This window comes from Advenella sp. RU8 (assembly GCF_048381675.1).
Taxonomy (GTDB): Bacteria; Pseudomonadota; Gammaproteobacteria; order Burkholderiales; family Burkholderiaceae_B; genus Advenella.
Window position 1 is genome coordinate 263361 of the sequence record NZ_JBLWIS010000002.1, and the last position, 26057, is coordinate 289417.

Genomic DNA, 26057 nt, shown 5'->3' on the forward strand with positions numbered 1-26057 from the left:
TAGGGTAGGGGTTAGCAGTTGTTTTTTATAAAGCGGGCAATTCTTTGTGCTCCCTCGACGCATTGTTCAAGCGGGGCAACCAGGGCAATGCGAATACGGTTTCTGCCAGGGTTGGTGCCATGGGCATCCCGGGCCAGGTAGCTGCCGGGTAAAACAGTGACATGTTCCTGTTCATATAAGCGCAACGTGAATTCGTCATCGGCCATTGGTGTGCTAGCCCAAAGGTAAAAAGAAGCATCTGGCATTTTTACGTCAAGCACCTCAGCCAGAATGGGATAAACAGCTTCAAATTTTGCTTTATAGAGCGCGCGATTTGCTTTTACATGTTCCTCATCATTCCAGGCTGCAATGCTGGCCGCACTGAAAACCGGGCTCATTGCGCTGCCGTGATAGGTTCTGTAAAGCAGGAATTTTTCAAGCAGGCGGGCATCGCCGGCGACAAAACCGGAGCGCATGCCGGGTACATTGGAGCGTTTTGATAAGCTGGAAAAACATACCAGGTTATGGTAGTTGGGGCGCCCAAGTAATTGCGCTGCCTGCAAGCCGCCAATTGGTTTTTCATTATCTGAAAAATAAATTTCAGAATAGCATTCGTCTGAGGCAATGACAAAGCCATGCCGATCGGATAATTCAAACAGGGTTTTCCACTCTTCAAGGGGCATTACATTGCCAGCGGGGTTGCCAGGAGAGCAAACAAAGACCAGTTCAGTATTTTCCCAGACATCGGCCGTAATGCTGGACCAGTTGCTGCCGAAATTTTTTGATGGGTCGGCATTCAGGAAGTAAGGGGTAGAACCGGCCAGCAGGGTTGCCCCTTCATATATCTGATAAAAAGGATTGGGGCAAATGACCAGACTGTTTGGGCCGCCCTTGATGGTTGCCTGAACAAATGAAAAAAGGGCTTCACGCGAACCGGTGCAAGGTAAGATTTGAGTTTCGGCATCGGGTGGCGGGATGTCATAACGGCGGGCAATCCAGTTTGCAATAGCCTCTCGTAAAGCAGTGTCGCCCTTTGTGGGTGGATATGATGACAGGCCTGAGAGATTGTTTTTAATGGCTTCTTCTATTAACCTGGGTGTGGCATGTTTAGGTTCGCCGATAGACAGGTTAATGTGAGGATGATGTGAAGTGATGACTGCATTGGCAAGCAGTGCCCTAAGTTTTGTAAAGGGGTAGGGTTGTAGTAAATCTAATCTGGCATTCATCTGATTGAAATGTCCGTTTTGGTTGCAAGATTTTTTTTATTATGCAGGACAAATCATTTTTTCACTGGATTTGCTTGGGTTTTGATGGAAAAAATGAATATGACCTCAATAATAGGCAATCAAAAACCGGAAGCATATGGGAGAGATTCAGTAATGAATATACTGATTTAGATGGGTATTTATTGTTGTTTTTGGTGCGAGCGGAGAGACTCGAACTCTCACACCTTTCGGCGCTGGAACCTAAATCCAGTGCGTCTACCAATTCCGCCACGCTCGCATCAAAGAAGAAGTAATATACCTCATATATCTTATTTGTTGCAAGAGAAATTGGCGTTAATATCAAAAATTTGTGTAATTATTAAAATTTTTGTTGTTGGGAGTCAACGTAATGGCTTTTATTTGATGAGTCCCGGTTTGCACCGGGTCCATGGGGTTTGCTTAAATGTTCCTGATTGGCTATCAGTTATCGTCAAACATTTTTTCGGTATCAATAACATTGGCTTCTTTTTCAAGCAAGTTTATATATCTTTGGTATTCAGTTTGACTTAGCCAGCTCAGGTTGTTTTTGGCCCATTCTTCTACGTTTGGTTCTAGTGGTGCTTCTTGTTTTTGTATCTTAGTTGCTTCATCCATTTCCTGGTTATTGATATCAGGCCTCATAAGTGATTAGTTTCCGGTTTAGATAAGTTTTATTGGTTTTGTAACAAGTAACAATGCTTTGCAGGTATTTATTGGCGCTACGGTCACTTGAGTCTATCATGCCTTTTTACCATCAAAAAAGCATGTTAATAAATATCAAATCTTTTCAAAAATTGATTTGCGTTATCAAATTTAAAACAAGATTTTTCATTGAATAAATAAGCGCAACAGCATACCATATCTTTAGCTATTCATAACCTGAGGAGATATGCAATGAGTGAGCATGTATATAAACAAATTGAATTAACCGGATCATCAAAAACATCGATTGAAGATGCAATTAGTAATGCACTTGCAAAAGCCCATGAAACCATCAGGAATATTCAATGGTTTACCGTAACAGAAACACGTGGCCATGTGGTGGAAGGAAAGGTGGCCCATTGGCAGGTATCCATTAAAGTGGGATTTACGCTAGAGTAACAACAATTGGCCTGGCCGTATAAGAAGGTAATGGTTCCAGCATAATTGAACAAGTTGGAAAAAAACTGAGTCCGGTGTGATGCCTGGCTCAGTTTTTTCATTCAGTGAAGGCCAACTTGCAGGTAAGTTATCTGCGTCATGGCTGGCAGTGGTCAGTTGGTTTTTTTTCTTAGCGCATTATTAAGCTGATCAATGACTTCTGCCCAGTCGGCATCGTCAATCTTTTCTTCTTTAAGCAAGGCTGATTGTGATTCGCTCCAGAATGGGGCATCTTCCAGAAGGACATCAGGCGGCAACGGAGAGTGCTGTATCAGAAAGTTACGTATGCCTGCTTCATCGGAAGGCAAGCCAAGTTGGGCAAAAAGCTCCGAAAAACGATGATATGACTTATCCATGTTGATCCCCTGTGAAGTTTGTGGTCCCATCTCCTTTTTAATACCATTATTGGGTTTTGACAATAGCCTTTATTATTTATTATTGAGCGTCGCCGGAAAGCGGCGGGTTGGTGGCGATAAGTGCAGGGGCATGTTTGGCTGAAGTGACATCAATCCCGTTGGTTGTCAGGGATAAGTCCCAAGAGAATTATCTGTTATACATTAAATGTATCAATATACTTGTAAATCAATGCTTTGTGGATCATTGTAAATATCAAGCAAGTGTTGTGAACGGCAGACGTTAATTTTCATTTACTGCCATATATATCAAGAGCTCAATAAAAAATTTCTTGTTTGTCTTGAATTTATTGGATTTTAGTGACAGGTCAAATAAAATAGCGGATTATATTTATTAATTCTCTGTTAATAAAACCGTTTAGCCTAAAATATTGGCGTTTCCCTTAGTTGCCAACAATCTGGCGCATGTGCAATGAGGTCCTGTCCTCACACATGGCAAATACACAAATACAATTGTTAAAAATCATGAAATCTCCCGAATTATTACTGCCAGCCGGTGGTCTTGAGCGTATGCGCGCTGCTTTTGATTTTGGTGCCGATGCCGTTTATGCCGGCCAGCCCCGTTATTCACTGCGGGCTCGTAATAACGAATTTGTCCGCATTGCCAAAATGCAGGAAGCGATTGATGAAGCGCATGCCCGTGGCAAAAAATTCTATGTAGCCAGTAACATCCTGCCGCATAACTCCAAACTGAAAACCTATCTGGATGATATGGTGCCCATCATGGAAATGAATCCGGATGCGATTATCATGGCAGATCCCGGTCTGATCATGAAGGTCAAGGAACGCTGGCCTGATGCCGTCATTCATTTATCCGTACAGGCAAATACCACTAACTACTGGGGTGTGCAATTCTGGCAGAAAGTAGGGGTTGAACGCATCATTCTATCGCGTGAATTGTCCCTTGACGAGATTGCTGAAATACGCCAGGAATGCCCCGATATGGAGCTGGAAGTGTTTGTGCATGGCGCCTTGTGTATTGCTTATTCAGGCCGTTGCCTGCTGTCAGGCTACTTCAATCACCGTGATCCCAACCAAGGTACCTGTACCAATGCCTGCCGCTGGGACTATAAAGTTCACGAGGCAGGTGAAAGTGACACCGGTGACGCGCAACTTTTATCCGGTTTTAATTTCCAGCAGTCCAAAGAAGAGGCAGACGCCAGTTTTGCTTCTTGTGGTGGTGCCGAGCGCCATCCGCTGGCTGATAAGGTTTACCTGATTGAAGAGGCTAATCGTCCAGGCCAGATGATGCCCATCATGGAAGATGAGCACGGTACCTATATCATGAACTCGAAGGATTTACGTGCGCTTGAACAGATAGAAAAGCTGGTAAAAATTGGCGTTGATTCCCTGAAGGTGGAAGGCCGGACTAAATCTATTTATTATGTTGCGCGCGTGGCGCAAACTTATCGCAAAGCCATTGATGATGCCGTGGCTGGCCGTCCCTTCAATCCTGAATTGCTGGCTGATCTTGATGGTTTGGCTAACAGGGGTTATACACCTGGATTCCTGGAGTTGCACCAAACCCAGGATTACCAGAATTACCTGCATGGTTATTCTATTTCCAAGCAAAGCCAGTATGCTGGCCTGGTGACAGAAGTGGATGAAAATGGCTGGGCAACCATTGATGTAAAGAACAAATTCTCGGTGGGTGACACCCTTGAAGTTATTCATCCAGACGGTAATCAGTTGATTCGCCTTGAAAGCATGCGCAATAACGGTGTAGCGGTTGACGTTGCACCTGGTAATGGTATTTTTGTGCAGATCCCCAATATGCAAGGCAAGGAAAAGGCCTTATTGGCGCGCATTATTAATCCTGCCGGCTAGCCTTCAAGATTGATCCCGATGCAGGTTTGTATCGGGATTTTTTTTCAAGCGTGGCACGGGAAGCAATGCCCGTGCCATTAAAGACCTGTTACTTAACGGCAACAGTGATTGTTTTAAGGCCTTCAATGCTGGCAACCATGGTGTCGCCGGCAACAACAGCGCCTACGCCTTCCGGTGTGCCTGTCATGATCAGGTCGCCTTCTTTCAGTTCAAAAAGAGTAGACAGATTGGCGATGGTTTCTGCTACCGACCAGATCAGGTGTGTGATATTGCTTTTCTGGGTGGTTTTGCCATTGACGGTCAGGTGGATTTCACCGCTGTTGAGTTCGCCAGTTTGGGCAATGGGTGTAATTTCGCCAACAGGGGCGGAATAATCAAAGGCCTTGCCAATTTCCCATGGGCGGCCAGCTTCACGCATTTTCATTTGCAGGTCACGGCGTGTCATGTCCAGGCCAACTGCATATCCAAAGATGTGTTTGGCGGCATCTTCAACAGAAATGTTCTTGCCGCCTTTGCCAATTGCAACAACCAGTTCGATTTCATGGTGGTAGTTGCCGGTTTGGACGGGATAGGGGATTTCGGTGGTTTTACCCTCTGCCACCGGAACGATGGATTCGGCATCGTTAGGTTTGCAGAAGAAAAATGGTGGCTCACGATCAGGATCAAAGCCCATTTCACGGGCGTGGGCCGCATAGTTGCGTCCTACGCAGTAAATACGGCGTACGGGAAAAAGATCTTCTGATCCGGTAACAGGGATGCCAACTGTTTTCATCGGCTCAAATACGTAAGACATATTAAGTTCCTTCCTAGTTAATGTCAGGGTTTTTAAGGTTTTTTAAGAGATAGAGTTTACAGGATTACAGGGTAAGCCTTTAGAGTAAGGCTTACCCTGTATTTTTCCATTACTGAAAATGGTGGTGGTCAGGAGGCAGCGTAATTTTTTGCTGCATCCAGGCAGTTGGAGACATTCCAGCCATACAGCCACTCCATGGCATCATAGAAACGTTCGGTAGAGCGGCCTCGCCACAGGTCATTGCGAATCATGCGTTGTACACCTTCTGCATGATAAAGGCGACCCATTTCTCGTGAAGACAGAACAATACGGGCTGTTCTCGCAACGCGGGCACGCTGGTATAAATCAAATGCCTTTTCAATGTCATTGTCGCATGTCCGTAGGGCTTCACCCAGCGTAACGGCATCTTCCATCGCCATGCAGGCACCTTGTGCCATGTATTGCGTGGTTGGATGGGCGGCATCACCTAACAGGGTTGCCCGCCCATGGGTCCAGTTGCTGATGGGTTCGCGGTCTGCCGTAGACCAGCGTTTCCATGACTTGGGTAAAGAAAGCAATTGTTTAGCTTTTGGGCAGATATCGGGGAAGTAACTTAATACTTCTTCTTTGCTACCGTCTTTAACACCCCAGACTTCCTGTTCACGGCTGTGGAAAGTCACTACTACGTTGTACTGTTCTCCACCACGCAGGGGGTAATGTACCAGATGACCTTTTGGTGCAGCCCATAGACTTGCCGCGTTCCAACGCAAATCTTCGGGGAAGTCTTCCTTTTCAACCACCGCACGGTAAACCACATGACCGGTAACAAGCGCAGGATCACCTACATACTTTTCACGAACTACTGATTTGACACCATCAGCAGCAATCAGGGCCTGGCCGGTGTACTTAGTACCATTGCTATCGGTAACCGTAACGGTTTTGCCATCCTGTTCAATCCCTTCAATGCGAGTATTGGTATGGATTTCAACTTCACCGGTTTCCTGTGCACCTTCTACAAGGGATGCATGGATATCAGCACGGTGAATAACGGCATAGGGATTGCCAAAACGCTTGCGGAAATTTTCATCGGTGGGTATTTTGCCAACGACATACTCATTAAGCGCGTCATGCATGACCATGTAGTCGGTGTAGACGGCACGAGCACGGGCCTTGTCGCCAATGCCCAGTGCATCAAAGGCATGAAAGGCGTTGGGGCCTAACTGGATGCCAGCCCCGATTTCGCCAATTTCGGGAGCCTGCTCAAATAGTTTTACCTTGAATCCCTGGCGTACCAACGCCAGCGCAGCGGCAAATCCTCCAATGCCGCCACCAGAGATCAGAATAGGTAATGGTTCCATGTTGTTTCCTTGAATTAAAATTATTTAAAATTATTTTTGGTTTGGCCTTTCTGAATACAGGCCCAGTTTTTTCTGTACCGGAGATTCATCGGCAATGAAAATGAAGCTTGGCTGTTCACCATTTTTGTTCACGAAAGTAACGGGCGCAAAACAGGGAACGCAACTGGTATCGGATTGCTTCATGTCAAAGTTGTGACCAGTGGTTTGCACTTCTGCATGACCCTCAATAACATGAAATACCATGGCACTTGAGCGTAAAGGCAGTGTCAGGGTTTCGTTCGGGCGCAGCATCAATGCAGAATAACCAATGATTTTCTGGCAATCTTCACCATTTTCAGGGTTAACGTACGTTATCTGGATGGATTTTGCCTCTGGCTGGTTCCGTGCCATGTTTTCCAGTGCCTTGCGTGCATCTTTCCATGCATAGCGTAACATCGGGTAGTGTGAATTGCGGCGTTCAAAAACCGGGCTGGGTACAATGCCTGGACCGTAATCGGTTTCGTCCGAGCTTCCTTTGATGTTCTGGTGCGCTCCGGGTTGTACGTATGAAGCCTCCATGAAATAGACCAGCGGCAGATCAAGCACATCTAGCCATACTACAGGCTCGCTCCCTTCATGGGTGTGTTCGTGCCACATGCCGGTTGGTGTCAGGATCAGGTCACCTCGCTCCATTGGGCATTTTTGGCCATCAACAGTCGTGTAGGCATCATTGCCTTCAACAATCATGCGAACGGCATTGGGGGTGTGGCGGTGTGAAGGAGCCCATTCACCAGGCAGCAAAAGTTGCATGCCCAGGTACATGACAGAACTGGCACGCATGTTTTCCAGGCCATGGCCCGGGTTGGCCAGCACTAATACACGGCGCTCGGCTTTTTCAATGGGGGTTAATTCACCGGCTTGCAGCAACAAGGGACGCAACGCTTCATAGGACCAGAAAACCGGCCTGGTTTTGGGCTGTGGAATTTCTGGCGGCAGAACATCACGCAGGCTTGGCCATAGCGGTACCAGATTCAGTTTTTCCAGATTGTCCCGGTATTCTTGTGGCAGGTCTTCAAGTTTGGCTAATTGATCCACGATAGTTTCCTAGTAAATAGTGATGAATTTTTTTGTTTTTTTGATTATTGTTAATGAAATCGATTGGTTTTTAATTTAACAAGCCTAGGCTATTTGATCTATACAATAATATAAATAATCTCTATTCGAAAATTTAATAGTGTTATGATTGATAACCGTTGTAATCGAAAGTAGATGCACTAAAACATGACAGAGTTGGGAAAAGTGGATATTCGCCAATTGCAGGTTTTTCATGAAATTTATCGCGAAAAAAGCGTTTCCAAAGCTGCAGAAAATCTGGGGATGGGTCAACCTGGAGTAAGCATAGAGCTTAACAAGCTGAGAAAACATTTCAATGACAGTTTGTTCGTAAGAGTCGGAAATACAATGCAGGCAACAGCAGTGGCCGAATCTTTGTCTGGGTATATTATTGACTTGCTGGACAAATGGAAACGCATTGCCGAATTTAGCGAAGAATTTGATCCTGCCATTTCAACCCGGCGCTTTACCATCAGCATGATGGATATCAGCCATATAGAAATTTTACCTAGGCTGGTTGCTTACCTTCATTCAAATGCACCCAAAATCGCGCTTGAAATTGTACCTATTACCCCTGAAACGCCTATGCAAATGTCCAATGGGGCGATTGATCTAGCTATTGGCTTTGTTCCACAACTGAAAGCCGGTTTTTACCAACAGACCTTGTTTCGCCAACAGTATGAATGCCTGGTTAGCAGCCAGCATCCCCGTATACAAGGCAAGTTAACACTGGAAGATTTTCAGCGTGAAGGGCATGTGGTTTTTTATCACCAGGGAACCGGTCATTCCATTTTAGAGCAGCAAATCCGCAGACTGGGCATAGAGCGGCATATATACCTGCAACTATCCTCATTTTTGGGTTTGGGGCTGTTGATAGAAAAATCAGATTTAATTACCAGCATACCAACTCGCTTAAGTAATATGTTTGCGCGTAATCCCAACCTGCGTTCTTATGCATTGCCATTTGAGTCCCCCCGATATGCGATCAGACAGCATTGGCATGCCCGCTTTCATCAAGATGCGGGCAGCCGCTGGCTTAGAAAAATCATTTACGAGTTTTTCAATACATCCGAAAGCGTTACTTCAAACGACGATTGAAGGGTGATTCTGCACGTTCACTCCCTTGGTCATGTCATGGGTGGAAAACGCCTTGTAGCTTTTGTCCCTGTATACGCTAAACGGCCAGATGGCGTGTGCCAAGGCTTCTTTTGCCAGCTTGTCATCCAGCGATGATGGCTGGAAGATATCGGGCGCCTGGTAAGTGAACTGTTGCGGCTGCATGTGCGGTTCTAGTACAAGCAATTGGTCTGCCTTCAGGTAGCCATACCGATTATCGTATTGCATCATGGCCCGGTTTGGCGTTTGGCTGGTCAGGTCTTGGCCAATCATGGGATGTACACAAGAAACACCTGCCAGGGAAAGCAGGGTGGTGGGTAAATCAATCTGGCTGATAATTCGATCATCAAGCCGCGGAGTGATGCCACCACCAAGTATCAGGGCCGGTATATGAAAATGCTGCAGAGGTATCAATTCGGCACCAAATACGCGTGAATCGTGGTCGGCAACTACCAGAAACAGGGTGTCTTGCCAGTAGTCACGTGTCTTGGCAGTTTCAAAAAATTGGCCTAAGGCATGGTCTGCATAGCGTACGGTATTATCAACGCTGGCTGGATCACCCTGGGTCTGGATGCGGCCTGAAGGATATTCCCATGGGGAATGGTTGGAAACACTAAAAGCGAGCGTGAGCGTAGGTTGATTTCTGTTTTTGTCTTCTTGAAGCAAGCGGTCAAGTTGATTGAACATGTCTTCATCACTATAACCCCAGGTTCCCTTGAATTGCGGATTCTTGAATAATGGGCCATCAATCACTTCCTTGAAACCATTTCCAAGGAAAAAGCCTTTCATATTATCGAAATGTGCCTCTCCGCCATAAAGGAAGCGGGAATGATAATTATATTGCTGGCTTAATGCCTCGGCGATGGTAAAGAAGCCGCTTTGTGAGTTGGGTAACTTGAAAACGGATTGCGTAATCGTGGGTGGAAAACCAGCAGACAGGGCTTCAAGGCCACGAACGGAACGGGTGCCGGTTGCATAGGCACGCAAGAAACCCCAGCCTTCTTTATATAGTTGGTCCAGGTTAGGAGTCAGGCAGGTGCCACCCAGGGTTTCGACATACTGTGCACCCAGACTTTCTTCAACGATCAGTACAATATTCTTAGGGGAGGCAGAAAGATTGCCAGCAATTTGTTTATGCATGGTGGCAATTGCACCCGAATCGAGGGGTATGTTGATGCCGGCTGTTTCGCACACCAATTGATTCATTTCAACAGCGGGCATTTTGCCATAGACATCTTCGGCCGACATTTCATATTTCATCGCATAAATGGCGTACAAAAGACTGTAAATCGAATTCAGGGCAAGGCTGTTTACAAGACCATCACCGGCAAACGCAACGGTTGAAGGATTGATGGGCCGTTTTTTAAGTGTGCCACGAATGCAGAGGAATGAAATTAGCGTATAAACAAATGATTCGATGATTCTAAGCCAGATAGGGCCAAGGGGAGATGGGCTATAGCCAAAAAACAGAACTTTGCTTATGGTTGCCATGACGGCAAAAAGCAGTAATCCGGCGGCCAGTACACCTTTATAACCACGCCACAACATGCCGAAAACCTCTTTGGGGTGTTTCAGGTATTCTACAAATAATCGGTTGGGACGGGTGTCGTATTCTGCAATGAATTGGGGGGTGGCAATTTCCATGAAGGCGGACGTTAGCCACCAGAAAGTGAACCAGATAGCGGTAATGCCGATGAAATAGGTATTGTTTTCCAGCCAGGGCACGAGCAAGGCTGGCACAGAGGCGTAGGTGGCTATCTGGTTAAGGTCTATGCGCACGCCACCCCGGAGGATAGGCCATAGGCCTTTAGCTTGTTGTACGCGTTGATGTTGCCATGCTATAAGCAAAAGGCGGCTGAAGGTGAAAAGGGCAAAAAGAGCAACAATAAAGGTGATTAACTGAATTCTCAAGACATAACCTGCATGACAAAGCCTGAAATATATTCAGGGGAGTTTATTGAGTTTGGTCATCTCTTGATAGTAGATTGATTTGCCTCAATCAAATATCAATTAAATATCAAGAAAATATCAAAAAAGGCTTTCTGCCAAGCTTAGTAGTTCAGGCGATATCTTACATGGATTCGGGCTGCTTGTTGCAAATATATTTCAGGCTGACAGTATGCGAATATAATAGTTTTTTTGAACCCCTTAAAATTTCAAGCACAAAAAAATGAATATTGCCCAATCTTTGCATACGGCTTCCGGTAACCTTCATGAAGTCAGTGTCCCTCCTTTGCCAAAAGTAATGCTGGAACCTGTTGTTCGCATGGCCTTGCTGGAAGATCTTGGCAGGGCAGGTGATTTGACCAGCGACAGCATTATTCCTCCGCAAACACAAACAACCATGCATCTGGTTGCCCGTCAGTCCGGGGTGCTGGCGGGCCTTGATCTGGCTTGCCTGGCATTTGGCATTCTTGATGAAAACATTAAAGTAACGGTTTGCCGCAATGATGGCGCCCGACTGAATCCTGGCGATCTCGTTGCCAGGATCTCTGGCCCGGCCGGTGCCATCCTTACCGCAGAGCGTACGGCGCTTAATTTTTTGGGCCATTTAAGTGGCGTTGCTACGGCAACGGCTTCCATCGCCGATGCCATTCGTGAATATGGCACCAAAGTTACATGTACCCGAAAAACGCTCCCTGGCCTGCGGGCCTTGCAAAAATATGCGGTACGTGTTGGTGGAGGCAGTAACCACCGGTTTGGATTGGACGATGCCGTTTTAATCAAAGACAATCATATTGCCGTAGCAGGCAGCTTGCGTGAAGCTGTTCTCAGGGCGAGAGCCAATGTAGGGCATATGGTACAGATTGAACTTGAGGTGGATACCCTGGAGCAATTGGCTGAAGCCCTTGAATTGGGTGTCAATGTGATTCTTTTGGATAATATGAATCCTGAAACGCTGAAAAAAGCGGTGGCTATGGTTGATGGTCGCGCTGTTACAGAGGCTTCAGGCAGAATCAATGCGCAAACTGCCCCCCTGATTGCCCAAACCGGTGTCGATCTGATTGCGGTTGGCTGGATTACCCATAGCGTGTCTGTTTTTGATTTCGGCCTCGATGCCGCAGTATAAAATTTAAGGGAGTCATAGGTAACATGTCCGATCAAGCCGTGCTGCATGTTATTCAGATGGGCGCTCCGCCAGAGGGCGTACGTTCTGTCTATGGTGATCAATACCAGTGGTTTCAGTCAGCCCTTTCAGGCATCGATAAACCTTTGCCACTGGAACTTCGCGTTACCAGACCTGATTTGGGTGAAGCGCTTCCTGATCCAAATGCTTTTGAGGCCGCCGTCATTAGTGGTTCTTGGTCGATGGTGACAGACCGTTTGGACTGGAGCGAGCGTACCGCCGAATGGATTCGGCAGGTTATTGGAAAAAACCGGCCCTTGCTTGGGGTATGTTATGGTCATCAGCTTATGGCGCATGCCATGGGAGGTGTTGTTGATTATCGGCCTGATGGCCCTGAAATTGGCTGCAAACCCATTATCCTGAATACAGCAGGCCAGTCTGATCCTTTGTTTGCCCAGTTTCCCCCGCAATTTCAGGCTCATTTGACCCATGAGCAAAGCGTCTTCAAAGTGCCTGCTGATGCTGTTGTCCTGGGTTCGTCAGAACATGATCCCCACCAGATCATTCGCTATGCAGAGAAGGCGTTCTCAGTACAGTTTCATCCTGAATTCATGCAGGACTTGATGCGGCACATAATCGCTGGCAAAAACAAATTGTTTTCACCAGAACAAAAGGCTTCTTTACTTGAGTCGGTTGTTGATACGGCATTGTCCAGAAAAATATTCCAACAGTTTGTGTTGCAGGCTATTTGAACTTTTCGGTACGATAAGGCCGACTTGCTCATGCTGTGGTAAGCAGAAAAAATTGCCGCCCCGTTTGGGCGGCAATTTTTTTACTGATTGGCTCAACGCATTTCAAAAGCTTCTTGATGAAAGGTGAACTTGCCGTGCCACCATTTTCCCAGGTTTAGTTTGATGTTTTTTGCCAGGCTGGTTGGCCCACAATACCAAATGGATGTACGGTCTGTTTCAGCCAGTGTTTTGGCCAGTTTTTCAGCACTGAAACGTTCACCTTTTTCGCTTTGATGTATATGGAGACGGACTTTTGGAAGTGTTTCGCAAAGGGACATGATGCGTTTGAGGAATGGGTCATTATCGACACTTCTTATGCAATAATGCAAATCTGTTGACGGCATATTGAACGGATATTGGTTCGCATTTTCAAGCCAGGACAGAAACGGGGTAATGCCAATGCCGCCAGCAATCATGGTATGGTGCGTATTAGCATCAAGCTTGTCAAGGTCAAAACAACCATATGGACCTTCAGCTTTGATTTGCTGGCCAACTACAATATGTTTTGACAATTGTCGGGTATAGTCGCCCAGTGCCTTAATCTGAAAACTGATGCGTTTGTCATTGCCAGGAGCGCTGCTAATGGTGAACGGATGTGCGCCTTCATGGCGGTCAAACGTAAGGAAGGCAAATTGTCCGGCATGGTGTTCAGGCCATGTTGCATCCATTTTGCAGGTGAGCTCTGTAATGCCACCAGGGTGGGACTGGATGGATTCTATGATGCCATTTGACTGGCGTTTTTTGCCAATCTGGCCTGCCAGACAAATGATACTAGCTATGCTGGCCGGAACAAACAGGATCACAAGCAGAATGCCAACCGGTTGCGTCCAATAGTTTGCTGGCGCAAGCACAATGGTATGAAATACCAGCAATAGATAGAAAACCGGCATTGCCTTATGCACGTAACGCCAAAATTTATAGGGGAATTTTTTCCATAGGGTTAGCACCAGCATGGCGAGCAGTGCATAGACAATCAGTTCGCCACTGTCTTTGGCAAAAGAACGGAACATCATGGCAAAATCGGTAAGATCGCCTTTGGGGGGACGTCCTGTTGTACCAATCCATGACTTGAGCAGATCACTGGACATGTCAAGCAACCAGTGCATGGCGGCTGCTGTAATGCCCAAGATACCCGCCCATTTATGCAGGCGGTACATTTTATCCATGCCGCCCAGCGGCTTTTCAAGCCAGGCCGGGCGAACGGAAAGTACCATGACCAGTGACATGAGCGCGATTGCCCATAGGCCACTTAAATAAAGTCCTTGTCTTTGAATCAACCACGGTAAGGTTCCTTGTAGGGGCGGGTTTAGATAAAATACATCATATCCCCAGGCAAGAGTAATGAGCGACACAAAAGAAATCAACAGCGTTTTCATGCTTAACCTTTAATATGATTATTCAAGACAGGGCTTTTTAAGGTTTAATGAATCCTTATTTGGTTTTCGTCTTGGTATTAATGATTTCTCCAGTTTTTGGATCAAGCTTGAGTTTTATATAGTTTCCTTTTTGGTCTTGCGCCTTTACTTCATACATATTGTCGTCAAGATCAATTTCAGTAATGTTGGTATAACCGGCAGCCTCTACCTTGTCGTAAATTTGTTTGATATTCAGGCGTGATTGGGTTGCTGCGCTTTGTACTGCCTGTTCTGTATTGGTTTGGGCTAAAGCTGTATTCAGGGTAGTAGCTGAAAAAAGCAAGCTGGAACCAATGGCAAGTGCAGTCATAAAACGAGTTGTGTTCATCATAATTCTCCGTGATTAATGAATGACCGGTATTGATCATGGAGGCATTATGCCTGGACGTAAATGAACAGGATCTGAAGCATTTGTTCATGTACTGTTCATCTTCCTTGTGTTATAAAACATTCATTTATTGATTGACCCAAGCACGGGAGGCAGAATGTCAGGAAAAAAAGTTTTTAACTGGATGCTGGCTAGCATACTGGCTTGTGGCACATTGGTTTCTACACCCGTGCGCGCAGATATGGATGATCATGAGCAGGCCCGTATGGCATTGGCAGAGGGCAAGATCATGCCTTTGCGTGCAGTGCTGGAAAAAGTCGAGAAAGAATACGGTGGACAGGTTGTCAAGATAGAGTTTGAATCAGAAGATGAGGACGAAAAAGTTCGTTGGCTTTATGAAATCAAGCTGCTTCAAGACTCGGGCAATATGCTGAAATTGTTGGTGGATGCCGAAGATGGCAAGATCCTGAAGGAAAAGGGTAAAACACAGCATAAAAACAGGCAGGAAAAGGACTGATGCGAATTCTCGTTGTTGAAGATGAGCCTACACTGTCTGCTCAATTAAAAGATTCACTGGTGGATGCCGGTTATGTGGTTGATGTTGCCATGAATGGAAAAGATGCCTGGTTCATGGGAGAGGTGGAAACCTTTGACCTGGCAGTTCTTGACCTTGGCCTGCCGCTTATGGACGGTATTTCAGTCTTGAAAAAGTGGCGTGAAGCCGGATTGGACATGCCGGTTTTAATATTAACGGCACGTGACAACTGGCATGAGAAAGTCATGGGTATTGATGCTGGTGCCGATGACTATATGACCAAGCCATTTCACATGGAAGAGTTGCTGGCACGGGTCAGGGCATTGCTGCGGCGGACCAGTGGCCATGCCAATGCAGTCCTCAAAAGCGGTTCCATAGAGATGGATACACGTAATGCCAGGGTTAGCGTGAATGGCGTTCCGCTTTCCCTGACCAGTCACGAATTCAAGGTCCTGGAATACTTTATGCACCATCCGGGTGAAGTAATTTCCCGTACTATCCTGACCGAGCATATTTATGCCCAGGATGCTGATCGCGATTCAAATACCATTGAGGTTTTTATTGCCCGACTGCGCAAGAAGTTGCCTGCGGGCACCATAGAGACTGTACGTGGCATGGGTTATCGCCTGGGTTAAAAAGCATGATGCTATCCAAACAATTTTTGTCATTCTGGTCATCGTTAAGGTTTCGCTTACTGGCAGGTACCCTGGCATGGGTCTTGCTGACGATTGTGATTGCCGGTTGGGGCCTTGATAGCTTGTTCAAGCAGCATATGATGCAGCAGGCCAGGGCAGAATTAACCTTGCATCTTAACCAGTTGCTGTCATTTGTTGTGGTTGATGCCAATGGCAAGGTTAGTGTTCCTTATGAGATGAGTGATGCACGTTTTGACCAGCCTTTGTCAGGTCTTTATTGGCAAATAGACCAAGCTGATTCCAATGGACAGGAAGGCAAGACTGGCCTGCTGCGCTCCCGTTCACTTTGGGACAATGTTTTACCTACAGCGGGTTTGGGTAACGCCAGTGCGGCACTGCAGGATTTTATTATTACAGATAGCGAAGGGAGTTTGCTGAATGCGGTGGGCAGGATCATTCAGCCTGAAGAAGAATCATCTCCACCATTAAGGTTGCTTGTTGCCATCAACCATGATGTGATGGCCTTACCCGCCGAGCGGTTTCGTAATATGCTGATACTGGCACTTTCGGTACTGGCAGTGGGCTTGATGGTGGCCGTAACGACTCAGGTAATCCTTGGGCTGCGTCCTTTTGGTCGTCTCAGAAAAAGCTTGGCCGCAGTTCATGAGGGCAAGTCTTCGCATATTGAAGGAGACTTTCCTGCCGAGCTCAAGCCGCTAGTTAATGATTTCAACAAGGTGTTGGATGTAAATGCCGAAGTGATTGAGAGGGCCCGGACACAGGCCGGAAACCTTGCCCATGCGCTCAAGACCCCGTTGGCGATCTTGTCCAATGCTGCTGCCAGAGAGCAAAATGCCTTTTCGGCACTGGTTCAGGAACAGGTTGCCATGGCACAGCGTCAGGTAAATTATCATCTGGCCAGGGCCAGGGCAGCCGCGGCCATGCAAGCCAGCAGCAGCCGCACCCCAGTAAAAAAACCGCTTGAAGCGCTGGTAAGAGTGATGCAACGGTTATATGCGGAGCGAGATCTTGAGATCAGGTTGCAAGTACAAAATGACGATTGCACATTCAGGGGAGAAGAGCAGGATTTTCATGAAATGCTGGGTAACGTTCTTGATAACGCCTGTAAATGGGCGCGCCATGAAATTCAGGTAACCGTTGCCCATGAACAGGATGAAATTGTCATTACCATCGATGATGATGGCAAAGGATTGCCCGATATCCAAAAAGACCAGGTTTTTCAAAGAGGCGTCAGGGCAGATGAAAAAATGCCGGGTACCGGGCTAGGGCTGGATATTGTCCGTGATCTTACCGATCTGTATGCAGGGACCGTAATGGCAAGCGCTTCACCTTTGGGCGGGTTGCGGGTGGTTTTACGTTTACCCGCGGTAAGCCAGGGTTAAAACATTAATTTGTAATCATGTTCTGATATAGTATAACTATGTGGCAGTTAAATTCGTTATAGCTAAAATTTAACTTGTTTATAAAAACAATAAATTATACATATTATCTATGCGGGGCTATACTGATCACATATTAAGTTTCTAACCCAACAAATAAAGGAAGAAAGAAATGTCATTAATCAATACAGAAATCAAACCTTTCAGCGCAACCGCTTACCACAACGGCAAATTCGTCGATGTAAACCAAGACACCCTGAAAGGCAAATGGTCTGTTGTTGTATTTTATCCTGCTGACTTCACATTCGTTTGCCCAACAGAACTGGAAGACTTGGCTGATCACTATGCAGAATTCCAAAAAATGGGTGTAGAAGTATATGCAGTATCTACAGATACACACTTCTCACATAAAGCATGGCACGATACTTCCGATGCGATCTCTAAAGTTCAATACCCAATGATTGGTGACCCAACTCATGTATTGGCTAACAACTTCGAAGTGCTTATCGCTGAAGAAGGTATGGCTCTGCGTGGTACATTCGTGATCAATCCAGAAGGCCAAATTAAAGTTTGTGAAGTTCACGATAACGGTATTGGCCGTGACGCTTCTGAGTTGCTGCGTAAAGTTAAAGCAGCCCAGTACGTTGCTGCTCACCCAGGTGAAGTTTGCCCAGCCAAATGGGAAGAGGGTGCTGCTACATTGACTCCTTCACTGGACCTGGTTGGCAAAATCTAATTAGCTGCCGATTAAGTCAGTAAATTATAGCAACGCTAATTTTTATTAGTGCTTGCAGGGTTCGGGCTTTGCCCGAACCCTATCCCCCAAAGCTATATAAATCAAGATCCGGAGAGCTCATCATCATGTTAGATGCAAATATCAAGACACAATTAAAAACTTACCTTGCAATGGTTTCACAGCCTATCGAAATTGTTGCTTCACTAGATGATGGCGCCAAATCGAAGGAACTGAAAGAGCTGTTGCAGGAAATCGCTTCAGTTTCAGACCGTGTTACTTTAAACGAGCAAGGTACTGATTCACGTAAGCCATCTTTTACCATTAACCGTCCCGGAACCGATATTAGCGTTAATTTTGCCGGTATTCCGATGGGCCACGAATTTACATCACTCGTACTTGCCCTGTTGCAAGTGGGTGGTCATCCGATCAAACTGGATGAAGCCGTTATCGAACAAATCCGCAATCTGGATGGCGATTACAAGTTTGAAACTTATTTTTCATTGTCATGCCAAAACTGCCCGGATGTCGTCCAGGCACTAAATGTCATGTCAATTATCAATCCTCGTATCAAGCACGTGGCTATTGATGGCGCCTTGTTCCAGGAAGAAGTAGAGAGCCGTCAAATCATGTCTGTACCTACTGTTTACATGAATGGTGAGGTATTTGGCCAGGGTCGTGCTGGCGTGGAAGAAATTTTGGCAAAACTGGATACTAATGCCGGTAGCCGCAAAGCAGAAGAGTTGAATGCCAAAGACGCCTTTGATGTCTTGGTGATTGGTGGTGGCCCTGCCGGTGCTGCTGCCGCGATTTATGCTGCCCGTAAAGGCATTCGTACAGGTGTTGCTGCCGAGCGTTTTGGTGGCCAGGTACTGGATACCATGTCTATCGAAAACTTCATTTCTGTCAAAGAAACCGAAGGCCCCCGTTTTGCAGCCCAACTCGAAGAGCACGTTCGTGCCTACGAGGTTGATATCATGAATCTGCAACGTGCCGAAGAGTTGATTCCCGGTGATAAAGAGATTTCTGTCAGAATGGAAAACGGTGCCGTCCTGAAAAGCAAAACTGTTATTTTGGCAACCGGTGCCCGCTGGCGCAATATCAATGTTCCGGGTGAACAGGAATACCGTACCAAGGGTGTCGCATACTGTCCTCACTGTGATGGTCCATTGTTTAAAGGCAAACGTGTTGCTGTCATTGGTGGTGGTAACTCTGGTGTTGAAGCAGCAATTGACCTGGCAGGTGTGGTGGCACATGTAACCTTGATTGAGTTTGGCGATCAATTGCGCGCAGATGAAGTATTGCAGCGTAAATTGCGTAGCCTGCCTAACGTTAACATCATTATGTCTGCCCAAACCACTGAAATCCATGGTGATGGCAGCAAAGTAAATGGCTTGTCTTACAAAGATCGTACCACTGATACCATCAATAAGATTGACCTGGAAGGTGTATTCATCCAGATTGGTCTGGTACCCAATACTGAGTGGCTGAAAGGTACAGTTGCCCTGAGCAAGCATGGTGAAATTGAAATTGATGCCAAAGGACAAACATCAATTCCTGGTGTATTTGCAGCCGGTGATGTAACAACCGTTCCTTACAAGCAGATTGTTATTGCGATTGGTGAAGGTGCAAAAGCTTCTTTGGGTGCTTTTGACCACATCATCCGCACTTCAGTTACCGAGGAAGTGACCACTGCTGAAGATGCTACTGCATAATAGCCGCTGATTCAGCGAGTGGTTTGAAATGGCACGTATTTGTTTACGTGCCATTTTTTCTTCATGTGGCTAGCTGTTTAAGTGCCATCTCCACAATTGATTTTGCATTGACACCAAAATGCGCTCTCAGTTCTGCGCGTGTATCACTGCGGCCAAATCCGTCTGTACCCAGGGTGACATATTTGCGTCCGGCAGGCATATAGGCACGAATTGATTCGGGTAACATCCTGACGTAATCGCTGGCTGCAATAATGGGCCCCTTGCTATGACTCAATTGTGATTCGATAAAGGAAACCAGTGGCTTGCCAGATTGATCGGTATCATATTCATTACGCTGCCCGTCACGGGCCAGTTCAGTCCAGCTGGTAATACTGAAAACATCACACGCAATACCTTTGGCAGAAAGTTCTTCGGCGGCTGCCAGTACTTCGGTCAAGATGGCACCTGAACCCAGCAGGGTAACCGACTTTTGTGCTTCAGGGGTATCAACGTTTTGTGCTGGGTAATGCCTGAAATGATAAGCACCCTTAATAATGTTTTCCCGCATTGTTTCGTTTAATGAGGGTTGCGGATAATTTTCATTCATGACGGTAATGTAATAGAACACGTCTTTTTGCTCCGTCATCATTTCCTTGGTGCCTTGTTCAATAATAACTGCCAGTTCACCCGCAAAGGCCGGATCATAGGATTTGCAGTTTGGAATGGTAGCAGACCATATATGGCTGGAGCCATCCTGGTGTTGCAAGCCTTCACCACCCAAAGTGGTTTTGCCAGAGGTGGCTCCAATCAGGAACCCTCGTGGGCGCTGGTCGGCCGCGGCCCAGATTAAGTCACCAATACGTTGGAAACCAAACATGGAATAATAAATATAAAAAGGCAGCATGGGGGTGCCATGGGCGCTGTAACTGGTTGCCGCGGCAACCCAGCTTGAAATGGCACCGGCCTCACTGATTCCTTCTTCAAGAATTTGACCATCAAGCGCTTCACGATAGCTCAGGATCGAGCCGATATCTTCCGGTTCATATTTTTGTCCAACGCAAGAGTAAATGCCTACTTGCTTGAAGAGGTTGGCCATGCCGAAGGTACGTGCTTCGTCAGCTACAATTGGAACGATGCGAGAACCAATTTCCTTGTCTTTCAATAGGTTACCCAGCATGCGCACAAAAGCCATGGTGGTGGACATGTTTTTATCTTCAGCCTGCAGGGCAAAGCCTGCCCATTGTGCTACCTCTGAAACCGGAAAAACAGGTGCCTGAGTGTAGCGTTTGGGTAAATAACCACCCAGTTTTTCGCGTTGTGCATTCAGGTAACGTATTTCTTCGCTGTTTTCATCTGGACGGTAAAACGCCAGATTGAGGGTTTGTTCATCGCTTAAAGGTAAATTGAAGCGATCCCTGAAAGCAATCAAATCGGCCTCCCCCAATTTTTTCTGTGAATGGGTAGTCATGCGTCCTTGGCCTGCATTGCCCATTCCATAACCTTTTTTGGTATGGGCCAGAATGACAGTCGGTTGTCCCTTGTGGTTTACGGCAGCCGCATAGGCGGCATAAATCTTGACAATGTCATGCCCTCCACGTCGCAACTGGTCTATTTGCTCATCAGTCATACCTTGGACCAGACGTTGGAGCGCTTCATTTTGTCCAAAGAAATGATCCCGGTTGAAAGCCCCATCGTTGGCGGCAAAGGTTTGCATTTGGCCATCAACCGTCTCGCCTAGCGCCTGTGTCAATGCGCCCGTAAGGTCCCTGGCGAACAGCGGGTCCCAGTCACTTCCCCATAAAACCTTGATGACATTCCAGCCAGCCCCCGTAAATAGTTTTTCAAGTTCTTGAATGACTTGGCCATTTCCCCGGACAGGACCATCAAGCCGTTGCAAATTGCAATTGACTACCCAGATCAGGTTATCCAGTTTTTCACGGGCTGCCAGTGTAAGGGCACTCATGGATTCTGGTTCATCCATTTCACCATCACCAAAAATGCCCCAGACTTTACGGTTTTCACAGTTTTGCAGTTTGCGATGCGTTAAATAGTGCATGAAACGGGCTTGGTAAATCGAACTGATGGGACCAATACCCATGGAGCCGGTTGGGAATTGCCAGAAATCAGGCATCAGGTAAGGGTGGGGGTAGCTGCATAAGCCTTGCGCCCCTTCGCGGGAGCCTCGCAATTCTTGCCGGAAAAAGCCCAAGTCTTTTTCTGTCAGGCGATTTTCCAGGAAGGCTCTGGCATAAACACCAGGTGCGCTGTGTGGCTGGAAAAAGACCAGATCGCCTTTGTGTCCATTTTCTGTATTTTCACGGGCCCTGAAAAAGTGATTGAATCCCACTTCAAATAAATCGGCGGCACTGGCGTAACTGGCAATGTGGCCACCCAATTCGCCATATGCGCTATTGGCACGAACCACCATGGCCAAGGCATTCCAGCGTATCAATGCAGCAATCTTTTCTTCTATCTTGATATTGCCAGGATAGGCAGGCTGCTCTTCAACTGAAATTGTGTTTATATATGCGTAATGGTTGGATGGTGCTTGCTGCTTCCAGCTGATTTTCAGCTTTTGGGCCAAAACAGACAGTTCATCTAAAATAAATGCAGCCCGCTCATGCCCATGAGTGGCAACCAATGAATGAAGCGAATCTTTCCATTCTTCGGTTTCTTCAGGATCAATATCAGTATGCAAAACACGATTCATCATTGTCTCAATATTTTTGGGTAATGGGGCATTCATACGATTCCCTCCTTTTTTGTAGGTCATTTATTTGGAATATCTGTCGTCATATTCTAAATAAAAAGCCCAAAAATGAGATGCTGAATTTCTTGAAAAATTAATGATATTCAGCATAAAATATTGAAAATATTAATTTTTACGGAATTTTATGAAACTGGACCTGGTTGACCTGAGAATTCTGGATGAACTGCAAAAAGACAGTTCCTTAAGTAATGTAGCGTTGTCAAAGCGTGTGCATCTGTCGCCTTCTCCTTGCCTGTCGCGCGTCAAGGCGCTGGAAGAAAATGGGATTATTTCGCGCTATGTCGCCTTGGCCAATCCTTCTGCGCTGGGACTGGATTTGAATGTCTTTATCTCTATCAGTCTTAAGTCACAAGACAAGCAGGCACTGGCCGATTTTGAGCAACGGATATCCGAGCACGATGAAGTTATGGAGTGTTATTTAATGACCGGAGACTCTGATTACCTGATCAGGGTGGCGGTTGCCAATATTGGGGCACTGGAAAGGTTTATCCTTGAACAGTTAACCCCGATACCGGGTATTGACAAGATTCGGTCCAGTTTTGCGCTAAAGCAGGTTCTATACAAAACAGCCTTGCCGCTCACCCGAATACAAAATAAAGCCGCTTGAGTCGGGGAGCGGGTTATGCTTAGGCAACGGCGCGCAACCGTCTGATCAGGAATGGGACAAACAGGAATAGAAAGGAAATGGTCAGGAAAATGATCGACATCGGGCTTTCCACTAAAACGGCCGGATTTCCCTGTCCAGCGGCCAATGCGGTGCGAAGCTGGTTTTCAGCCATGGGGCCAAGAATCAAGCCAATCAGCAAGGGTGGAATAGGGAAGTCATAGACCCGCATCACATATCCCATTAAACCAATCAAGGCCATGCATGCCAGGTCAAAAACAGAACCTGATACACCCCAGATACCTATCATGGCAAAAACCAGAATACCGGCATATAACTGTGGTTTTGGAATCAGTAAAAGCTTAACCCAAATCCCGATAAGGGGCAGGTTAAGAACCAATAGCATGGCGTTGCCTATATATAAAGAGGCAATCAGGCCCCAGACAAGTTCTGGGTTGCTGGTAAAAAGAAATGGCCCGGGTTGCAAGCCGAAATTCTGAAAAGCGGCCAGCAATATGGCCGCCGTTGCTGAAGTGGGCAATCCCAGCGTTAACAAAGGAACCAGAATGCCCGCAGCCGCTGCGTTATTGGCTGCTTCGGGGCCCGCCACCCCTTCAATGGCGCCTTTGCCAAACTCTTCTTTGTGTTTGCTCAGGTTTTTTTCAAGCGTATAAGAAAGCATGGTCGGGATTTCAGAACCACCACCAGGCAGGGCACCCATTGGAAAACCAATCGCAGTACCACGAATCCATGGCATGAAAGATCGCTTCCAGTCTGATTTGCTCATCAGGATTCCGCCTTTGACCGAAACAATTTCATCTTTCTGGTTTCTATAACGGCTGGCTACATAAATTATCTCACCCACTGCAAATAGTGAAACCAGTACAACGGTTAGCTCCATGCCATCAAGCAAATCTGCGAACCCGAAAGTCATGCGGGGTTGTCCGGTCATGGTATCAATACCCATGACGCCAAAGGCCAGACCAATAAACAAGGCAATAAAACCACGGACCCGCGAGCTTCCCATAACCACGGCAACCGAGGTAAAGGCAAGGATGGTGAGGGCAAAATAATCAGCTGGTTTGAAATAAAACGCCAGTTCAGCAATATAAGGCGCAGCAAATGTGAGCGCCAAGGTTGCCAGGGTACCTGCTACGAAAGAGCCAATCGCTGCAGTTGCCAAGGCGGCCGCACCACGACCGGCACGGGCCATTTTATTGCCCTCAAGGGCAGTCATCATGGAACCCGCTTCGCCGGGGGTGTTGATTAAAATAGAGGTGGTGGAGCCGCCATACATGGCGCCATACAATACACCTGCAAACATGATGAAGGCGGAAACGGGGCCTACTGAAACCGTAACGGGTAAAAGCAGGGCAATGGTCAGGGCTGGCCCGATACCAGGCAAAATACCAATGGCGGTACCTAGCGTAGAGCCAACCAGTGCCCAAAAAAGATTGGTAGGAGTAAGGGCAACCTCAAACCCTTGTAGCAGCAAACCCAGTGTTTCCATATTTATTTTGAGTTATTTATATTTATCTAAAGCGACAATCAAAATCCCAGCAAGGGAATAAATTCGCCCAATTGAAGCCCAAGCAAGCCAAACAAATACCAACTGGTAGAGCCAAGAATGAACCCAATAATCAGGTTCATGACAATGTTTTTTGAACCGAAGGCCAACGTAATCAGGGTAAATGCCACCATTGCTGTAATTGGAAGACCCAGGGAATTAATAATAAGCACCGGCACAAAAGCCGCTGCCAGGGCGATGAAAAATGCCCGTTTATCCATGGGGGTATCACCCGCGGCATTCTCGGTATCCTGGGGTTGGAATTTTTCACCACGAGCAATTTGGATGAGCAATAACAAGCCCAATATAACCAGTCCGATGCCTGTTGCAGTAACAAACAGGCCGGGACCAATGGCAGAATACCTGGCGGTATTGGCCAATTCATTGGCTGAATACAGGCATATCGCACCCATCAGCACAACTACAACACCCAGCCACCAGGGTTTGGTGGCTGGCTTGGATTCCGTGTTGGTATAGGTAGTCACTTTATTGGGCAAGGCCAGCATCCTTCAGGATAGTATTAATACGCTCGCTTTCCTTTTCCATGAAAGTGCCAAATTCAGGTCCGGCCAGGAAGAATTGGTCCCAACCCTGGGTTTCAAGGACTTGTTTCCACTCTTTGCTGTTATTAAGTTGGGTGAAGCGATCTACCCAGAGCTTGTAATTGTCTTCGGGCATTTCAGGTGCGCCCAGAATGCCACGCCAGTTAGCAATTTCAACATCAAAACCGGCTTCTTTAAAGGTAGGGGCATCCAGTCCTTCCATGCGTTGTGCCGAAGTAATGCCCAGGATTTTTACCCGATTGGATTTGGCAAATTGCTGGAATTCTGAAATGCCGGAAATACCCGCCTTGAGGGTACCATTGACAATACCGGTTACGGTATCGGCGCCACCCGCCTGGGGAATGTAGTTCAGGTCTTTAACCGGTACGTTACCAGCCTGGGCCAACAAAGCCAGGGCGATGTGGTCAACCCCACCGGCAGAACCGCCACCAACCGGTGTGCCTCCTGGGTTTTCTTTTAAGGCTTTTACAAAATCACCCAGATTTTGATAGGGTGAGTCAGGGCGTACGGCAATAACCAGGTATTCGGCGGTTAAGCGGGCCACGGGTTTGAATTTGCTTAAATCTATAGGAGATTTATTTAGCGTGATGGCTCCAACGGTAATGGCGCCAAAAACAGCCAAGGCATTTGGTTTACCAGTTTGTGTATTCTGGAACTCTGCCAGGCCAATTGTGCCACCTGCACCGCCTTTATTGGTGAAATTGACCGGACCAGTGTAAATGCCTGCCTTGTTCATGGCATTGAATGCCTGGCGACCGGTTCCATCCCATCCGCCACCGGGGTTGGCTGGCAACATTACACTTACCTGTGCATAGGCGGCGCTACTGAACATGATTGCAGCGGCAAATAGGGAACGCAAAAAATTGTTTCGTTTCATGTCTACTCCAGTAATTGTGAATTATTGTTTGTTACGCTTTTCGGGCTAGAATAGGTTGAAGCGGTTTTTTTGTCAATAAGGGTAAGGCAGCTTGCCCTGATGATTGTATTTTTAAGACATCCATTTATTTTGTGATT

At 46.7% G+C, this 26057-nt stretch carries 24 protein-coding genes and 1 tRNA gene; 11 read left to right on the forward strand and 14 right to left on the reverse strand.

All coding sequences use genetic code 11. The features are described 5' to 3' along the window. Positions 1-11: 11 nt before the first annotated feature. The 3 genes from dapC to ACM5Q9_RS03790 all read right to left on the reverse strand — a co-directional run bounded on the left by dapC (position 12) and on the right by ACM5Q9_RS03790 (position 1865). On the reverse strand, positions 12-1205 hold the full coding sequence (gene dapC, locus ACM5Q9_RS03780) for a succinyldiaminopimelate transaminase (RefSeq protein ID WP_418143393.1): 1194 nt from the start codon (positions 1203-1205) through the stop codon (positions 12-14). Positions 1206-1397: 192 nt separating this feature from the next. Next, positions 1398-1482, reverse strand: a tRNA-Leu gene (locus ACM5Q9_RS03785). Between the two features lie 182 nt (positions 1483-1664). After that, positions 1665-1865, reverse strand: coding sequence for a hypothetical protein (locus tag ACM5Q9_RS03790; protein WP_418143394.1), 201 nt, complete (start codon positions 1863-1865; stop codon positions 1665-1667). 252 nt (positions 1866-2117) lie between these two features. Between ACM5Q9_RS03790 and ACM5Q9_RS03795 the strand changes: the two genes are divergently transcribed. Continuing rightward, positions 2118-2324 (forward strand): dodecin, encoded by a 207-nt coding sequence (locus ACM5Q9_RS03795; protein ID WP_418143395.1) that lies wholly within the window; start codon positions 2118-2120, stop codon positions 2322-2324. Positions 2325-2476: 152 nt separating this feature from the next. Here ACM5Q9_RS03795 and ACM5Q9_RS03800 read toward each other — a convergent pair whose 3' ends face one another. Continuing rightward, entirely contained in the window at positions 2477-2719 is a 243-nt protein-coding gene (locus ACM5Q9_RS03800) for a DUF2789 domain-containing protein (protein ID WP_418143396.1), read from the reverse strand. Positions 2720-3241: 522 nt separating this feature from the next. On the opposite strand from ACM5Q9_RS03800, the gene yegQ reads away from it, so the two are divergent. Next, complete coding sequence (gene yegQ, locus ACM5Q9_RS03805) at positions 3242-4603, forward strand: tRNA 5-hydroxyuridine modification protein YegQ (RefSeq protein ID WP_418143397.1); 1362 nt, start codon at positions 3242-3244, stop codon at positions 4601-4603. An 88-nt stretch (positions 4604-4691) separates the two neighbouring features. Here the strand turns inward: yegQ and ACM5Q9_RS03810 are convergent, their stop codons facing one another. The 3 genes from ACM5Q9_RS03810 to ACM5Q9_RS03820 form a co-directional block, all read right to left on the reverse strand. Beyond that, on the reverse strand, positions 4692-5396 hold the full coding sequence (locus tag ACM5Q9_RS03810) for a fumarylacetoacetate hydrolase family protein (protein ID WP_418143398.1): 705 nt from the start codon (positions 5394-5396) through the stop codon (positions 4692-4694). A gap of 128 nt (positions 5397-5524) precedes the next feature. Beyond that, positions 5525-6733, reverse strand: coding sequence for a 3-hydroxybenzoate 6-monooxygenase (locus tag ACM5Q9_RS03815; protein ID WP_418143399.1), 1209 nt, complete (start codon positions 6731-6733; stop codon positions 5525-5527). 30 nt (positions 6734-6763) lie between these two features. Next, on the reverse strand, positions 6764-7807 hold the full coding sequence (locus tag ACM5Q9_RS03820) for a cupin domain-containing protein (protein ID WP_418143400.1): 1044 nt from the start codon (positions 7805-7807) through the stop codon (positions 6764-6766). Between the two features lie 186 nt (positions 7808-7993). On the opposite strand from ACM5Q9_RS03820, the gene ACM5Q9_RS03825 reads away from it, so the two are divergent. Continuing rightward, positions 7994-8923: a LysR family transcriptional regulator gene (locus tag ACM5Q9_RS03825; RefSeq protein ID WP_418143401.1), complete on the forward strand. Its 930-nt coding sequence runs from the start codon at positions 7994-7996 to the stop codon at positions 8921-8923. On the opposite strand, the gene ACM5Q9_RS03830 is transcribed toward ACM5Q9_RS03825, so the two are convergent. Then, the gene (locus ACM5Q9_RS03830; RefSeq protein ID WP_418143402.1) at positions 8909-10852 is read right to left on the reverse strand and encodes an LTA synthase family protein; all 1944 of its coding nucleotides are present in this window, start codon (positions 10850-10852) and stop codon (positions 8909-8911) included. The two genes, ACM5Q9_RS03825 and ACM5Q9_RS03830, sit on opposite strands and share 15 nt — an antisense overlap. Positions 10853-11111: 259 nt before the next feature. Between ACM5Q9_RS03830 and nadC the strand changes: the two genes are divergently transcribed. Together nadC and ACM5Q9_RS03840 are read left to right on the forward strand one after the other, a co-directional pair. Further along, positions 11112-12011: a carboxylating nicotinate-nucleotide diphosphorylase gene (gene nadC, locus ACM5Q9_RS03835; protein ID WP_418143403.1), complete on the forward strand. Its 900-nt coding sequence runs from the start codon at positions 11112-11114 to the stop codon at positions 12009-12011. A gap of 23 nt (positions 12012-12034) precedes the next feature. Then, on the forward strand, positions 12035-12760 hold the full coding sequence (locus ACM5Q9_RS03840) for a glutamine amidotransferase (RefSeq protein WP_418143404.1): 726 nt from the start codon (positions 12035-12037) through the stop codon (positions 12758-12760). Positions 12761-12852: 92 nt separating this feature from the next. On the opposite strand, the gene ACM5Q9_RS03845 is transcribed toward ACM5Q9_RS03840, so the two are convergent. Together ACM5Q9_RS03845 and ACM5Q9_RS03850 are read right to left on the reverse strand one after the other, a co-directional pair. Continuing rightward, a complete protein-coding gene (locus ACM5Q9_RS03845; protein ID WP_418143405.1) occupies positions 12853-14076 on the reverse strand; it encodes a ferric reductase-like transmembrane domain-containing protein in 1224 nt (407 codons plus the stop codon). Positions 14077-14230: 154 nt separating this feature from the next. Further along, positions 14231-14545 (reverse strand): PepSY domain-containing protein, encoded by a 315-nt coding sequence (locus ACM5Q9_RS03850; RefSeq protein WP_418143406.1) that lies wholly within the window; start codon positions 14543-14545, stop codon positions 14231-14233. 154 nt (positions 14546-14699) lie between these two features. Here ACM5Q9_RS03850 and ACM5Q9_RS03855 point away from each other — a divergent pair, with 154 nt between their 5' ends. The 5 genes from ACM5Q9_RS03855 to ahpF all read left to right on the forward strand — a co-directional run bounded on the left by ACM5Q9_RS03855 (position 14700) and on the right by ahpF (position 19560). Then, positions 14700-15059, forward strand: coding sequence for a PepSY domain-containing protein (locus ACM5Q9_RS03855; protein ID WP_418143407.1), 360 nt, complete (start codon positions 14700-14702; stop codon positions 15057-15059). Beyond that, entirely contained in the window at positions 15059-15712 is a 654-nt protein-coding gene (locus tag ACM5Q9_RS03860) for a response regulator transcription factor (protein WP_418143408.1), read from the forward strand. The genes ACM5Q9_RS03855 and ACM5Q9_RS03860 overlap by 1 nt, the downstream gene beginning before the upstream one ends. A 5-nt stretch (positions 15713-15717) precedes the next feature. Then, the gene (locus tag ACM5Q9_RS03865; RefSeq protein ID WP_418143409.1) at positions 15718-17115 is read left to right on the forward strand and encodes an ATP-binding protein; all 1398 of its coding nucleotides are present in this window, start codon (positions 15718-15720) and stop codon (positions 17113-17115) included. 169 nt (positions 17116-17284) lie between these two features. Then, positions 17285-17848: an alkyl hydroperoxide reductase subunit C gene (gene ahpC, locus ACM5Q9_RS03870; protein WP_418143410.1), complete on the forward strand. Its 564-nt coding sequence runs from the start codon at positions 17285-17287 to the stop codon at positions 17846-17848. Positions 17849-17973: 125 nt separating this feature from the next. Continuing rightward, complete coding sequence (ahpF, locus tag ACM5Q9_RS03875) at positions 17974-19560, forward strand: alkyl hydroperoxide reductase subunit F (protein ID WP_418143411.1); 1587 nt, start codon at positions 17974-17976, stop codon at positions 19558-19560. Positions 19561-19621: 61 nt separating this feature from the next. On the opposite strand, the gene mdeB is transcribed toward ahpF, so the two are convergent. Further along, positions 19622-22285, reverse strand: a complete 2664-nt coding sequence (mdeB, locus tag ACM5Q9_RS03880) for an alpha-ketoglutarate dehydrogenase (protein ID WP_418143412.1) — start codon at positions 22283-22285, stop codon at positions 19622-19624. A 148-nt stretch (positions 22286-22433) separates the two neighbouring features. Here mdeB and ACM5Q9_RS03885 point away from each other — a divergent pair, with 148 nt between their 5' ends. Then, positions 22434-22916, forward strand: coding sequence for an Lrp/AsnC family transcriptional regulator (locus ACM5Q9_RS03885; RefSeq protein ID WP_418143413.1), 483 nt, complete (start codon positions 22434-22436; stop codon positions 22914-22916). Between the two features lie 19 nt (positions 22917-22935). Here the strand turns inward: ACM5Q9_RS03885 and ACM5Q9_RS03890 are convergent, their stop codons facing one another. From ACM5Q9_RS03890 to ACM5Q9_RS03900, 3 genes are read right to left on the reverse strand one after another with little or no spacing between them, the layout of a single operon-like run. After that, positions 22936-24423, reverse strand: coding sequence for a tripartite tricarboxylate transporter permease (locus ACM5Q9_RS03890; protein ID WP_418143414.1), 1488 nt, complete (start codon positions 24421-24423; stop codon positions 22936-22938). Positions 24424-24461: 38 nt separating this feature from the next. Continuing rightward, positions 24462-24977 (reverse strand): tripartite tricarboxylate transporter TctB family protein, encoded by a 516-nt coding sequence (locus ACM5Q9_RS03895; protein ID WP_418143415.1) that lies wholly within the window; start codon positions 24975-24977, stop codon positions 24462-24464. Further along, the gene (locus ACM5Q9_RS03900; RefSeq protein ID WP_418143416.1) at positions 24967-25920 is read right to left on the reverse strand and encodes a Bug family tripartite tricarboxylate transporter substrate binding protein; all 954 of its coding nucleotides are present in this window, start codon (positions 25918-25920) and stop codon (positions 24967-24969) included. Before ACM5Q9_RS03900 ends, ACM5Q9_RS03895 begins: the two co-directional genes overlap by 11 nt. Positions 25921-26057 lie beyond the last annotated feature (137 nt).